The 13,150-nt window shown below is 76.1% G+C and carries 12 protein-coding genes and 1 riboswitch; of the genes, 2 read left to right on the top strand and 10 right to left on the bottom strand.

The window, feature by feature from the left end:
• The first annotated feature begins 274 nt into the window (after positions 1-274).
• Positions 275-751, top strand: coding sequence for an Lrp/AsnC family transcriptional regulator (locus tag AC3WUG_RS00120; protein WP_147795577.1), 477 nt, complete (start codon positions 275-277; stop codon positions 749-751).
• A gap of 4 nt (positions 752-755) precedes the next feature.
• On the opposite strand, the gene AC3WUG_RS00115 is transcribed toward AC3WUG_RS00120, so the two are convergent.
• The 4 genes from AC3WUG_RS00115 to AC3WUG_RS00100 all read right to left on the bottom strand — a co-directional run bounded on the left by AC3WUG_RS00115 (position 756) and on the right by AC3WUG_RS00100 (position 4,463).
• Positions 756-1,724: a universal stress protein gene (locus AC3WUG_RS00115; RefSeq protein WP_492325769.1), complete on the bottom strand. Its 969-nt coding sequence runs from the start codon at positions 1,722-1,724 to the stop codon at positions 756-758.
• Between the two features lie 124 nt (positions 1,725-1,848).
• Positions 1,849-2,358 (bottom strand): HNH endonuclease, encoded by a 510-nt coding sequence (locus AC3WUG_RS00110; protein ID WP_492325768.1) that lies wholly within the window; start codon positions 2,356-2,358, stop codon positions 1,849-1,851.
• A gap of 221 nt (positions 2,359-2,579) precedes the next feature.
• Positions 2,580-3,371, bottom strand: a complete 792-nt coding sequence (locus AC3WUG_RS00105; RefSeq protein WP_492325767.1) for a C40 family peptidase — start codon at positions 3,369-3,371, stop codon at positions 2,580-2,582.
• Between the two features lie 2 nt (positions 3,372-3,373).
• Positions 3,374-3,537, bottom strand: a riboswitch (cyclic di-AMP (ydaO/yuaA leader).
• A 227-nt stretch (positions 3,538-3,764) separates the two neighbouring features.
• Complete coding sequence (locus tag AC3WUG_RS00100; RefSeq protein ID WP_492325766.1) at positions 3,765-4,463, bottom strand: iron-dependent transcriptional repressor DtxR; 699 nt, start codon at positions 4,461-4,463, stop codon at positions 3,765-3,767.
• Positions 4,464-4,551: 88 nt separating this feature from the next.
• On the opposite strand from AC3WUG_RS00100, the gene serC reads away from it, so the two are divergent.
• On the top strand, positions 4,552-5,691 hold the full coding sequence (gene serC / locus AC3WUG_RS00095) for a phosphoserine transaminase (protein WP_492325765.1): 1,140 nt from the start codon (positions 4,552-4,554) through the stop codon (positions 5,689-5,691).
• 54 nt (positions 5,692-5,745) lie between these two features.
• Here the strand turns inward: serC and AC3WUG_RS00090 are convergent, their stop codons facing one another.
• From AC3WUG_RS00090 to AC3WUG_RS00065, 6 genes are all read right to left on the bottom strand, one after another.
• Positions 5,746-6,531: a peptidase gene (locus AC3WUG_RS00090; RefSeq protein WP_492325764.1), complete on the bottom strand. Its 786-nt coding sequence runs from the start codon at positions 6,529-6,531 to the stop codon at positions 5,746-5,748.
• A 318-nt stretch (positions 6,532-6,849) separates the two neighbouring features.
• Positions 6,850-8,631, bottom strand: coding sequence for a DUF4012 domain-containing protein (locus AC3WUG_RS00085; RefSeq protein ID WP_492325763.1), 1,782 nt, complete (start codon positions 8,629-8,631; stop codon positions 6,850-6,852).
• A gap of 126 nt (positions 8,632-8,757) precedes the next feature.
• A complete protein-coding gene (locus AC3WUG_RS00080; protein WP_492325762.1) occupies positions 8,758-10,080 on the bottom strand; it encodes an MFS transporter in 1,323 nt (440 codons plus the stop codon).
• Positions 10,081-10,090: 10 nt separating this feature from the next.
• The gene (locus AC3WUG_RS00075; protein WP_492325761.1) at positions 10,091-10,519 is read right to left on the bottom strand and encodes a MarR family winged helix-turn-helix transcriptional regulator; all 429 of its coding nucleotides are present in this window, start codon (positions 10,517-10,519) and stop codon (positions 10,091-10,093) included.
• 96 nt (positions 10,520-10,615) lie between these two features.
• Positions 10,616-11,533, bottom strand: coding sequence for a DUF559 domain-containing protein (locus tag AC3WUG_RS00070; protein ID WP_492325760.1), 918 nt, complete (start codon positions 11,531-11,533; stop codon positions 10,616-10,618).
• A 239-nt stretch (positions 11,534-11,772) separates the two neighbouring features.
• Entirely contained in the window at positions 11,773-13,098 is a 1,326-nt protein-coding gene (locus AC3WUG_RS00065; protein WP_492325759.1) for a UDP-glucose dehydrogenase family protein, read from the bottom strand.
• Between the last annotated feature and the right edge of the window lie 52 nt (positions 13,099-13,150).

Raw genomic sequence — 13,150 nt, 5'->3', positions numbered from 1 at the left:
CTGAACGCCTGCGCCGCCCGTTCACCCCCGCCGGTCGGCGAACCCGCAGGTCGGTCGGACCGGTTCCCCCGCACGGGTGACGCGCCACCCGCCCGGCGGTCACCCGGCCGGCGGAGCAGCCCGGCCCCGCACCCCGCCCCGCGCCCGGCCCACGCCCGGCCCGCGCCCGGCCCCGCCCGCCCCGCCGCCGGGTCGTCGCCACCGCCGCCCCGTCCGCGCCGGACCAGGCCCCCGTCCGCGCCGGACCCGGGCCCCGTGCGCGAAGATGGGGCCCGTGCCCCCCACCCGTCCCGGCGACCTCGACCCCATCGACGAGGCGATCCTCCGCGAGCTCGCCGTCGACGCCCGCGCGTCCTACGCCGACATCGGGCACGTGGTCGCCCTGTCCGCGCCCGCGGTGAAGCGCCGCGTGGACCGGCTGCGCGAGCGCGGCGTCGTGCGCGGGTTCACGGTGCTGCTCGACCCGGCCGCGCTCGGCTGGGAGACGGAGGCGTTCATCGAGCTGTTCTGCCACGGCTCGACCAGCCCCGCGACCATGCGGGCGGGCGTCGAGCGCTACCCCGAGGTCGTCGCGGCGAGCACAGTCACCGGCGACGTCGACCTGGTCGTCCAGGTGCGCGCGCGGGACATGCGGCACCTGGAGCAGGTCGTCGAGCGCCTCGCGGCCGAGCCGTTCGTCGCGCGGACGCGGTCGACCATCGTCCTGTCGGCGCTCGTCCGCCGGCCGGACGTGCCCCCGCCCCCGGCCTGAGGCGTCAGCCCGCGGCCTGCTCCGCCGAGCCGCCCGCGGCCGCCATCCGCTCCTGGCACCGGTTGGTCACGACCATCACCGGGCACGCGGCGTGGTGCAGCACCGCCTGGCTGGTGGACCCGAGCAGCAGCCCGGTGAACCCGCCGCGGCCGCGCGACCCGACGACGATGAGGTCGGTCGCCGTGGAGAACTCGGTCAGCAGCTCGGCGCCGGTGCCGTCGAGCACCACCCGCTTCACGGTCGTCCCGGGCCGGTCGACCAGCGCGCGGTCCACGACCACGTTGAGCCCCTCGGTGACGTCGGCCAGCACCTGGGTCTGGTCGATCGTCGCCGGGAGCCACGCCATGACCCCCGAGCCGCTGCCGACGGGCACGCCGGCCACCGCGGTGAGCTCGGCGCCCCACGCCTCGGCCTCGTCGATCGCGTGCCGGAGCGCGAGGTCGGCCTGGGGGCTGCCGTCGACGCCGACGATCATCCGGCGCACCGGCCGTACGACCGGGGTCGACTCGTCGGCGGGGACGACGCCGCCGCGGCGCTGGTCGCGCAGCGGGACCACCACGGTCGGGCAGTAGGCGTGCGCGGGCAGCGTGGACGACACGGTGCCGAGCAGCCGGTCGGCGAACCCGCCCTTGCCGCGGGTGCCGACGACCGCGAGCGACGCGTCCCGCGACATCTCGACGAGCACGGCCGCGGCGTCGCCGGTGGCGACGGTCGTGACCACCTCGAGGCCCGGCGCCTCCGCGCGCTGCCGCGCCTCGGACAGCACGGCGCGCGCGCCCTGCTGGATGGCGGTGTCGTCCAGGGCGGCGTACCCGCCGTCCAGCGACGCCGCCGTGAACGACGGCAGCGTGTACGAGCACACGACGTGCAGCGTCCGGCCCCGCGTCCGGGCCTCCGCCGCGGCCCAGTCGAGGGCGTGCATGCTCGCCGCCGACCCGTCCACGCCGACCAGGATCTCCGCGTCCCGCTTCATCGCCACGACCTCCTCCGGTGCACCTCCCAGTGTGCCCCCGATCATGCCCGTTCCGCACTCGCCGTGGGGTCCGGCGTGGCGTGGGCTTGACGGAGTCTTGGGCGACGACGGCGCGGGCGCCGCGTCAGGCGGCCAGGTACGGCGACCAGGCCGGCTCGTCGACGGCCGCGCCCCGCAGGAACGCCGTCGCACCCCGAGGGGCGGACGGCGTCCAGCGCAGCTCCCAGCCGATCTCATGGAGGAGGTGGTCGGCCTTGCGGTGGTTGCAGCGGCGGCACGCCGCGACGACGTTGCCCCACTCGTGCCGCCCCCCGCGCGAGCGCGGGTGCACGTGGTCGACCGTGTCGGCGTGCGCGCCGCAGTACGCGCACCGGTGGTCGTCGCGCTGCAGCACCGTCCGGCGGGTGGGCGGGAGCGGGCGGCGCATCGGCACGTGCACGTAGCGGGTCAGCGACAGGACGACCGGCAGGGGCACCGCGACGTGCTTGGAGTGCAGCACGCGGCCGTCCGACTCCAGCACGGTGGCCTTGCCGGACATCACGAGCGTCACGGCGCGGGGCAGGCCGACGACGCAGAGGGGCTCGAGGCTGGCGTTCAGGAGCAGCGTCCTGGGCGGGGCGGGCAGCAGCAGCACGGCGTCACTCCTGGGTCCTCGGGGACCCGCCTGGCTGGCGGGCCCGCTGGGGGAGGCAAGCAAGAGCAGGGTACGCGCACCTGGCCGGAGTGACCCCATCGTTTGTGCCGCACGTCACGTCGCGCGGCGCTCCGGGGGCGCCCGGACCTCCCCCGGGGACGACGCGACCCCCACGGCCGCGCGGGCCGTGGGGGTCGGGTCGGGAGGAGCTGCGGAGCGTGTCAGCCGATGCGGATGAACGTCGGGTTGCTCTGCCAGATGCTGCGGAACTGGATCGTCTTGCCCGGGCGGGGCGAGTCGATCTGCTGGTCGCCGCCGGCGTAGATCGAGATGTGGCCGGGGCTCCAGATCAGGTCGCCGGGCTGCGCCTCGGCGGCCGAGATGACGGTGCCGGCCGCCTTGATCGCGGACGACGTGCGCGGCAGGGAGATGCCGAGCTGCGCGTAGACGTAGGACACGAAGCCCGAGCAGTCGAAGCCGGCCGGGGTGGTGCCGCCGGAGACGTACGGGACGCCCACGTAGCGGGCGGCGACCTCGAGCACGGCGTTGCCGGCGACCGACTGCGGCACCGCGGCGGTGGCGACCTCGGCCGTCGCGGTGGCGGTCTCGGCGGTGGCGGCGCGCTGCGCGGACCGGGAGGTGGTGCGCACCGGCTCGGGCTCGGGCTCCGGCTCGGGCTCCGGGACGACGGCGGTGACGGCCGGGGTCTCGAACGACCACGCGGCGTCCGCGGGGGCCGTGACGACCGGTGCGGTCTCGAGGACCGTCTTCGCCGAGGCCGTCAGCGCGGCGGTGTCGACCGACGGCAGCGCGGCCTGGTCGCCGGAGGTGGTCGCGGCGTTGGCGGCCGGGACGGCGACCGCGGAGACCATGAGCCCCGTGGTGGCCGCGACGACGGCGGTGCGGCGACCGGCCAGGGCGAGCGTGCCCGTGGCGGCGGTGGCGAGATCGGTCAGGGGGGTGACGGGGCGACGCGCGGAACGGTGTCGGGCGCGCACAGCACTAGCGGTCACGTACAGCCTCTCCTGGCGCCTACGAGGTGAGCTGTCGGGTTCGGGTCGGAGATACCCGGCCGCGATCCGCTCCCGGTCACCCGGTCGCGTCACGCGGCTTCACCCCAAGGACACCGTCTCCGGTGCCCGCATGTGGTTCCCCCGCCCCTGCCGGCGAAGTGTGTACGGAACCTCGGGCGGCGGCAGGGCTCGGCGTACCGTCCAAGGGCTCGCACGGAGGAGGGTTCCGACGAGCAGGACCGAAGGTACCCGACCCCCGAGGCGATTGTCACGTTCCGGTCACGGACTGTTTCCCGGACCGGGAGAACGCTCACATCGCCCAGCAGGTCACCGACGCACGAGGGCCCCGCGCGTGGCGTGCGCCACAGCCCGCGGGGCCCTCGGGGACGTCGGTCAGGAGGTGCGGAGGAAGACGTGCCGCGCGACCTCCTGCGGCAGGTCCAGGACGGTCTCCGCGCCCGGGGCGCCGACCGTCACGGTGTTGCCGTTCTTCTCCACCGCGATCTCGTTCCCGGGCCGCACGCCGGCCTGGGACAGCCGCGCGAGCAGCTCGACGTCGGTCTGGATCGGCTCGCCGATCCGCGCCACGACGCCCTTCGTCGCGCCGCCGGCCTCGACCGCCACCGCGACCACGGGGGCGACGCCGTCGAGGAAGCCCACCGGGGTGCGCTCCTCGCCGATCTCGTCGAGCCCCGGGATCGGGTTGCCGTACGGGTCGAAGTGCGGGTGGTCGAGCAGCCCGGCCAGGCGCCGCTCGACGCGCTCGCTCATGACGTGCTCCCAGCGGCACGCCTCCTCGTGCACGTACTCCCAGTCGAGCCCGATGACGTCGGTCAGCAGGCGCTCGGCCAGACGGTGCTTGCGCATCACCCGCATGGCCTTGCTCTGCCCCGCCTCGGTCAGCTCGAGGTGCCGGTCGCCGGACACGACCAGGAGCCCGTCGCGCTCCATCCGGGCGACGGTCTGCGACACCGTGGGGCCGCTGTGCCCGAGGCGCTCGGCGATGCGGGCGCGCAGCGGGGTGATGCCCTCCTCGGTGAGCTCGTAGATCGTCTTCAGATACATCTCGGTCGTGTCGATCAGGTCACTCACGCCGGTGCCCTCCTGTCGTGCGCGGACGTCCGTCCACAGGCTAGTCGGCTCCGGCCGCGCGCGGACGCGCCTGGGTATCGTGCGGCTGGTGACCGCGACCACGCCGCCCGCCGTGACCATCCCGGACCACCTGCTGCCCGCCGACGGGCGGTTCGGGTCCGGGCCCGCCAAGGTGCGCGACGCGCAGGTGCGGGCGCTGACCGCAGCCGGGCGCACCCTCCTGGGCACCTCGCACCGCCAGGCGCCCGTCAAGCACCTCGTCGGCCGGGTGCGCGCCGGGCTGGGCGAGCTGTTCTCCCTGCCCGACGGCTACGAGGTCGCGCTCGGCAACGGCGGGTCCACGGCCTTCTGGGACCTGGCGACGCTCTGCCTGGTCGAGCGCCGGTCCGCGCACGCGGTGTTCGGGGAGTTCGGCTCGAAGTTCGCCGCCGCCGCGGCGCGGGCGCCGTTCCTGGACGAGCCGGTGCTGACCTCCGTCGCCCCCGGGACGTCGGCCGTCCCCGCGCTCGCCGACGGCGTCGACGCCTACGCCTGGCCGCACAACGAGACCTCGACCGGCGCCGTCGCCCCGGTGCGCCGGGTGCCCGGGTCCGCCGACCAGGGCGCGCTGGTGCTCGTGGACGCCACGTCCGGCGCGGGCGGCCTCGCGGTCGACGTGTCGCAGACCGACGCCTACTACTTCGCGCCGCAGAAGTCGTTCGCCTCCGACGGGGGCCTGTGGCTGGCGGTGCTGTCCCCCGCCGCCGTCGAGCGCGCCGCCCGCGTCGAGTCCTCCGGCCGCTGGGTGCCCGAGTTCCTGTCGCTCACCACCGCGGTGCAGAACTCGCGCGCGGACCAGACGCTCAACACCCCGGCGATCGCGACGCTCGTGCTGCTGGCCGAGCAGGTCGACTGGATGCTCGCGAACGGCGGCCTGGCCTGGTGCGCGGAGCGCACCGCCACCTCCGCCGGCCACCTGTACGGCTGGGCCGAGGCGCGCGACTGGGCGTCGCCGTTCGTCGCCGACCCGGAGCAGCGCTCGCCCGTCGTCGGCACCATCGACCTGGCCCCCGAGATCGAGGCGCCGACCGTCGCGAAGATCCTGCGCGCCCACGGCATCGTCGACGTCGAGCCGTACCGCAAGCTCGGGCGGAACCAGCTCCGGGTCGCGATGTTCCCGGCCGTGGAGCCGGACGACGTGCTCGCGCTCACGGCCTGCCTCGACCACGTGGTCGACCGGCTGGTCTGACCCCGGGCGCGGCCGGAGGGCGCCGGGGCCGACCCCGGCGCCCTCCCGCCCCCGTCAGCCCTGGTGCCGCCGGCGGCGCACCGGGATCGCGACCAGCACCCCGCCGAGCAGCAGGAGCAGGCCCGCGCCGAGCAGCAGCGGCGTCGCGTCGGCGCCGGTGACCGCGAGCACGGCCGAGGCCGCCCGCAGGTCCTCGGGCGCGGCGAGCACGTCGGACGCGGCGAGCACGTCGGAGGTGACGACCACGCCGGCGACCTGCGACTGCGGCGGGTTCGCGCACACCGCCGAGGCCGGCGGGTACGCGACCACCGTCGACGCGCTCGGGTTGACCTCGAAGGTCACCTCGATCTGCGGCCGGGCGTAGTCGTAGGCGTCGTGCTCGGTCCACGACCCGTCCGGCAGCTGCGTCCAGCCCGGCCAGTCGACGACCACGCCGTCCACCACCACCGTGCCCGGCCAGTACACCTGGCCGCTGAGCGGCAGCCCCGACTGCACCAGGTCCTCGCCGCCCGGGTTGTGCCAGGTGAGCGTCACGGTGCTGTTCGACGTGCCGACCGGCTCCACCGCGTACGACAGCGCCGGTGCCGACGCGAGGCACACCGCCGCCGCGCGGACGATGCCGAGCTCGCACCGGGTCGGCGGGGCGTAGCCGTCGGCGGGTGCGTCGGTCGGGTTCTCGCAGTCGCCGATCGTGACGGCCGGGGCCGGGGCGGCTGGAGCCGGTGCGGCCGGGGCCGCGACGGCGGGGGGCGTGGGCGCCGCGAGCGCCGGGGCGACCGGGCCGAGGACGGCGGCGGCCGCCGCGACCAGGCCGATCAGGATGCGTCGCCGGTGTGCCATGTGCTCCCCCAAGGACCGGGCGCCCGGCGTCGTTGCCGGACTCGGGTCCGATTCGTACAAATCGGACATTTCGGTCATGGTAGGCACGCGTCTGGCGGGGCCGCGCGGGCGCCAGGGGGTGGAAGTTCCGCGTCATCACGCGGATGTCACGGGGTCAGGGACGCCTCGACCGGCCGGCGGGGGCCTGACCTGCACGGGGGCGCGGGCGGCGGGCGGCAGGGGCCCGACGGGGCGGCGCCTGGGCGGCGGGTGAAATCACGCCGACGGGCGACGGGGGCAGGGCGGACCGCGACGGGCCGGGCGGGTCAGCCGGGCGGGTCAGCCGGCCGGGCACTCCCCCGACGCGACGCCCGGACCGGTCAGCGTCGGCGTCGTCCACACGGTCAGCGCCCCGCCCCGCGCGGGGACCGTCACGCTGTAGGTCTCCGCGGACCCGGGCGCGAGCCGCGACGTCAGCACCGCCACGTCCCGCCGGGCGGCGGAGGCCTGCTGGCCGCCGACCACGACCCCGTCGCGGGACACCGGCCCGACGCGACCGTCCCGGGGCGACCAGAACGACACGTTCGTCGCCAGCCAGCCCGCGGGCACGCCCGAGCGGCCGTCGCCCAGCACCTGCGCCGGGTAGCCCGCCACGTCCGCCGGCGGCCGGTAGTCGAGCGCGAGGTCCACCCGGGCCGTCGGGTCCGCGGTGCCGCAGCCCTGCATCGTCACCGTCACCGTCGTCGCGAGGTCGTAGTCGAGCTTGCCGGCGGTGGCGTCGTCGAGGAACACGCCGAGCGCCCCGCCGACCCGCCCCGCGGGCGTCGCCGCGTCGCCGGTGAGGAACGCGCCGCCGAGCGGGGTGCGCGCGAGGACGGCCTGCTCGGCCGGGTCGGCGGTCCACAGCGCCACCCGGCGCTCGTCCACCGCGTCGAGGAGGCTCTGGCCGGCCACCCGCGCCGTCGCCGGGTCGGCGGCCGCGTCCCGCAGCACCGCGAACGCCGCCGTGGCCACCTGCGCGTAGAACGCGTCGCCCCACCGCGGGTCGCCGTACGCCAGGTACGCGTCGCGCAGCAGCGCCTGCAGCAGCGTGTCCCCGCCCAGCTCCTCCCCGTCGGCCTGCACAGTGCGGCCGGTCGCGGACAGCAGGTCGGCCACCACCACCGGGTCGGTCGCGATGACGCCGTCGACCGCCTGGCCCGTGGACTCCTGCCAGAACGCGGCGGCGAGCGCGGCGGCCCGCGGGAAGTCGGGCACGAGCACGGAGTCCTGCACCCAGCGCCCGGGCCGGTCGCCGTACAGCGCGGCCTCCGCGTCGGACAGCGGCAGCGCGGGGGCGGCGAGCTCCGGGAGGTCGACGGTGCTCCGCTGCCCGACCAGCCCGACCGCGCCGTCGGCGACCTGGAGCACGGCGACGGCGCCGACGATGCCGCCCTGCGCGCGCAGCTCCGCCGGGTTGAGCGACAGCAGCAGGTAGGTGCGGGGGCCGTCGGCGCCGAGCAGGTCGGGCAGCACGGCGGCGACCTCGCCGACCGCGGACAACGACCCGGCCGCGCCGTCGAGCGCGTCCTGCAGCTGCGCGACCGGGCCGGCGACCGGGCCCACGAGGCGATCCGGGTCGATGGCCGCGAGCTCGGCCCGCAGCGTGTCGACCACGGTCGCGGCGCGCGCGGCGGCGGGAGCGGCGGTGGCGACCGGGGCCAGGTCGACCCAGCCGGCGGGCACGGCCCCCTCGGGCTCCGCGCCCGCGTCGACGACCGCCCCGATCGCGGCCAGCAGGTCGGGCGCGGCGTCGTGAGCCAGCCGGTCGGCGGCGGTCGCCACGACGGCCACGGCCCGGAGGTCGTCGCCGGCCAGGGGCAGGTGCTCGGCGAGCCGCCACACCGGGTCGTCCACCGCGTCGGCCGCGCGGGCGGCGGCGTCCTGCGCCCCCGGCAGCCGCGCCTCGAGCGCGGGCACGTCGAGCGCGTCGGCCTCCCCGCGCGCGCCGTCCGCCGCGGCCTGCAGGTCCCGCAGGGCCGACCCCGCCTGGTAGACCCGGAACGCCAGCCAGCCGCCGAGCAGGAGCGCGCCCGCGAGCAGCGCCACCACCGCGATGAGCACCCGCCGTCGGACTGCCATCCGTCGATCGTCACATATCGGACAAATCGGGCAAGAGGCGGGGCGCGGGTTCACCCGCTCGGGACCCCGCCGACTTGCGCCGGACGACCCGCCGGGGCGCCGGGCGGGGCACCCCGCGCGCGGTCGCTACAGCGCCGCGTCCGCCGCCTCGCGCGCCGCCACCTGGTCGACCGCGCGCCGCGGCGCCGGGACCTCCGGGTGCAGCACCTGGAGGTGCGGTCGGCTCCGGAACCGGTAGCGCACCTGGACCCGCCAGTGCTTGCGCGCCCACAGCGCCGCCGCGACCGACACCAGCAGCGCCGTGATGGAGCCGATGCCGATCGACCAGCGCGGGCCGAAGTGCTCCCCGATCCAGCCGACGATCGGCGACCCGATGGGCGTCGCCCCGAGCATGACGATCATGTACAGCGACATCACCCGGCCGCGCACCACCGGGTCGGTCGACATCTGGATGGTGGTGTTCGCGGCGGTCATCATCGTCAGCGAGGCCAGGCCGACCGGGATGCACGCCACCGCGTAGGACACGTACGTGGGCATGAGGGCCTGCACGCCGGTCGCCACCCCGAAGGCGAACGCCGCGCCGATCACCAACCGCACCCGCGGCCGCTCCCGCCGGGCCGCCAGCAGCGCGCCCGCGAGCGAGCCGATCGCCAGCACCGAGCCGAGGATCCCGTACTCCCCCGCGCCCTTGCCGAACTCCGCCCGGGCCATGAGCGCGCTGGTCATCTGGAAGTTGAGCCCGAAGGTCGACACGACGCCGATGACCGCCATGATCACGAGGATGTCGCTGCGCCCCCGGACGTACCGGACGCCCTCCCGGATCTGCCCCTTCGCGCGCGGGGCGACGGGCATCGTGTGCAGCTCGCCGGTCCGCATGAGCACCAGCGCCACGATCGTCGCCGCGAACGACACCCCGTTGATGACGAACACCCAGCCGGTGCCGACCGCCGCGATCGCCAGACCCGCGACGCCCGGGCCGATCAGGCGGGCCGCGTTGAACGACGTGCTGTTGAGGCCGACCGCGTTGGACAGCCGGTTCGCGGGCACCAGCTCCGCGACGAACGTCTGCCGCACCGGCTGGTCGAGCGCGGCGACCGCGCCGAGCGCCAGCGCGAACAGGTAGACGTGCCAGAGCTGCGCGTGCCCGGACAGCACCAGCGCGCCGAGCCCGAACGCGAGCACGCCCTGCGCGCCCTGCGTGATCATCAGCAGCTTGCGGCGGTTGACCCGGTCGGCGAGCACGCCGGCCCACGCGGACAGCAGCAGGGTCGGGGCGAACTGCAGGGCCGTCGTGATGCCGACCGCGAGGCCGGAGTCGTCGGACAGGTCGGTCAGGACGAGCCAGTCCTGGGCGACGCGCTGCATCCAGGTGCCGACGTTCGCGACGAGCGCGCCGGCGAACCACAGCCGGTAGTTGAAGTAGCGGAGCGACGCGAACGTCGAGTTCATGCGGGCGGCCTCATCCCGCCGCGATCCGGCGCAGCAGCACGGCGGCCTGCGCGAGGGTCCGGCGTTCGTCGTCGGTCAGGGTGTCGAGCTGGGCGGCGAGCCACGCGTCGCGGCGGCGGCGGGTCTCGCGGACCTCGGCCTCCCCCGGCGCGGTCAGGCTCACGACGACCTGGCGCCCGTCGGTCGGGTGCTCGGACTTCTGCACGAAGCCCAGCTCCACCAGCGCGTTCACGGTGCGGGTCATGGAGGGCGGCTGCACGTGCTCGGCGTCGGCGAGCGCGCCGGGCGAGAGCGGCCCCTCCCGCAGCAGGATCGCGAGGACGTTGAACTGCGGGTCGGGCAGGTCGGCGCCCCCGCGCCGCGACCGGATCCGCCGGGAGCTCCTGGCGAGCGCGACCCGCAGCTCCCCCGCGAGCTCGGTCGGACTGTCGCTGGTCATAACAGTTACCCTACGTCATTACCTTCGCTAACAAAACCCGGGCCTCCTCCGCCGAGCGGGCAGTAGATGTCCCCTCTGCGCGCCGAGTGGCGACATCTACTGCCCGCTCGGCGACTGGTGACGCTGGGCAGTGCGGACCCAGGAGAGCCAGCGGTCGCCGCCGCGGAGGACGTCGTCCGCCGTGATCGTGACCACGCGCCAGCCCGCAGCCTCCATGGCCTGCTTCCGGGCGATGTCCCGCCGCCAGGTGCGCTTGTCCGTCCGGTGCACGTCGCCGTCGTACTCGATCGCGACCCGGTGCCGGCGGTCGGACAGGTCGGGCATCGCGACGAAGCGGCCGTCCGCGTCGAGCACCGGCCGGTTCACATCGCACTCGATGCCCACCGCCGAGAGCGCGAGCCGCGCCCGCGTCTCCATGTTGGAGTCGGTGCCGGCACGGCAGTCCTCGAGCGCCGCCCGGAGACGGCGCACACCCCGGGTGCCCGCGGGCAGCGCGGCCACGGCCTCCGCGAGGCGCCGTGGGGTCGTCACCGGATCGCGTCGGCGGCACAGGGCGTCGGCGAGGACGACGAGCTCGACGTGCCCGACCTGCGCACCGAGCCGGGTCCAGGCGACGGCGGGTTCCAGGACGGGCAGCCCCCCGACGTCGATCACGGGAGCCGCGCCCACGTGCCGGTGCGCGACGACGCCCCGGATCCGTGGCCGCACGCCGGCCGTGCTCACCTCGACGTGCAGCCGGCGGTCGTCGGCGAGGCTCCACGGCGGGTCCACGCCGACCAGCCCGAGCGCGGTCACGTGACCGAAGCGCGCGCCCTGGGGCAAGGCCTGCAGCACCGCGAGGCAGCGCCCACGCAGGTCGGCGTCGGGCGGCCCCGGGACCCGCACCCCGCGGTGCGGCGCCGTCAGGTCCGAGGCGCGCAGCCGCCCAGGGGTGAGCCCGGCGCGCACGGCGTCCTCAGTGCGGAACGGCGCGCTGGAGAACGCTGCCGGCAGCGGTGCAGGCGATCGCGACATGCGGGGACCCTGTCCCGGGGTCTGCCCACCTGAGTACCCACCGTGGCACCACCCTGTGGACCACAGGTACCCGCCCGTCTCGCGTCCGCCTCCCGCCCGCGCCCCAGCCACGCCGAGCGGGCAGTAGATGTCCCCTGGACGGGCGCGGAGGGGACACCTACTGCCCACTCGGCGAACGTGGAGCGAGCGGAGCGAGCGGGGTAGGGAGGAGGTGCGGGTGGGCGCGGAGGGCGCGCGGGCTACGGGCGGCCCAGGGCGCGGTACGTCCAGCCCGCGGCGCGCCACGCGCGCGGGTCGAGGACGTTGCGGCCGTCCAGGACCGCCCGGCGCGCCACGAGGCCCCCGACGCGCTCCGGGTCCAGGGCGCGGTACTCCGGCCACTCGGTCGCGAGCAGCACCACGTCCGCGTCCACGACCGCCTCCTCGACCGTCGCGGCGAACGCCAGGCCGGGCCAGGCGCGCCGCGCGTTCTCCACCGCCTGCGGGTCGGTCACGACGACGTGCGCGCCCTGCAGCTGCATCTGCGCGGCCACGGACAGCGCGGGCGAGTCCCGGATGTCGTCCGAGTCCGGCTTGAACGCCGCGCCCAGCACCGCGATCCGCCGCCCGACGATCGAGCCGTCGCACACCTCGCGGGCCAGGTCCACCATCCGCACCCGCCGCCGCATGTTGATCGCGTCGACCTCCCGGAGGAAGGACAGCGCCTGGTCGACGCCGAGCTCGCCCGCGCGGGCCATGAACGCCCGGATGTCCTTGGGCAGGCAGCCGCCGCCGAACCCGAGCCCCGCGTTGAGGAACCGCCGCCCGATCCGGTCGTCGTAGCCGATGGCGTCCGCGAGCCGGGTGACGTCCGCGCCGGTCGCCTCGCAGAGCTCGGCCATCGCGTTGATGAACGAGATCTTGGTGGCGAGGAAGCTGTTGGCGGCGACCTTGACCAGCTGGGCGGTCGCGTAGTCGGTGACCACGAGCGGGGTGCCGTCGGCGAGCGGCGCGGCGTACACCTCGTCGAGGACCGTCCGCGCGCGGTCGCCCTCGGCGGTCGGGACGCCGTCCTCGTCCGTCGGCAGGCCGTAGACCAGCCGGTCGGGGTGCAGCGTGTCCTGGACCGCGAACCCCTCGCGCAGGAACTCCGGGTTCCAGACGAGCGTGGCGCCGGTGCCCTCGAGCTGCTCGGCCAGCGCCTCGGCGGTCCCGACCGGGACCGTCGACTTGCCGACGACCAGGTCGCCCGGCTGCAGGTGCGGGAGCAGCGCCGCGAACGCGTCCTCGACGTAGGTGAGGTCGGCGCGGAACTCGCCGTGCTTCTGCGGGGTGCCGACGCACAGGAAGTGCACCGTCGCGCCGGCGACCGCGGCCATGTCGGTGTCGAACGCGAGCCGCCCGTCGCCGCCGACCTCGGCCAGCAGCTCCGGCAGTCCCGGCTCGTAGAACGGCGCGGTGCCCGAGGCGAGCAGGGCGACCTTGGCGGCGTCCACGTCGACCCCGACCACGGTGTGCCCGAGCTTGGCCATGCTCGCGGCGTGCACCGCACCGAGGTAGCCGCAGCCGATGACGGAGACGCGCATGGAGGACCTTTTTCCGATCGTCGGGGACCGCGCCACCCTATCGCGCAGCACC

The organism is Cellulomonas sp. EB106-03-03-XG116 (genome assembly GCF_058792015.1).
Note: the sequence above shows the minus strand (reverse complement) of the source record. Positions and strands in the feature narration are given on the sequence as shown.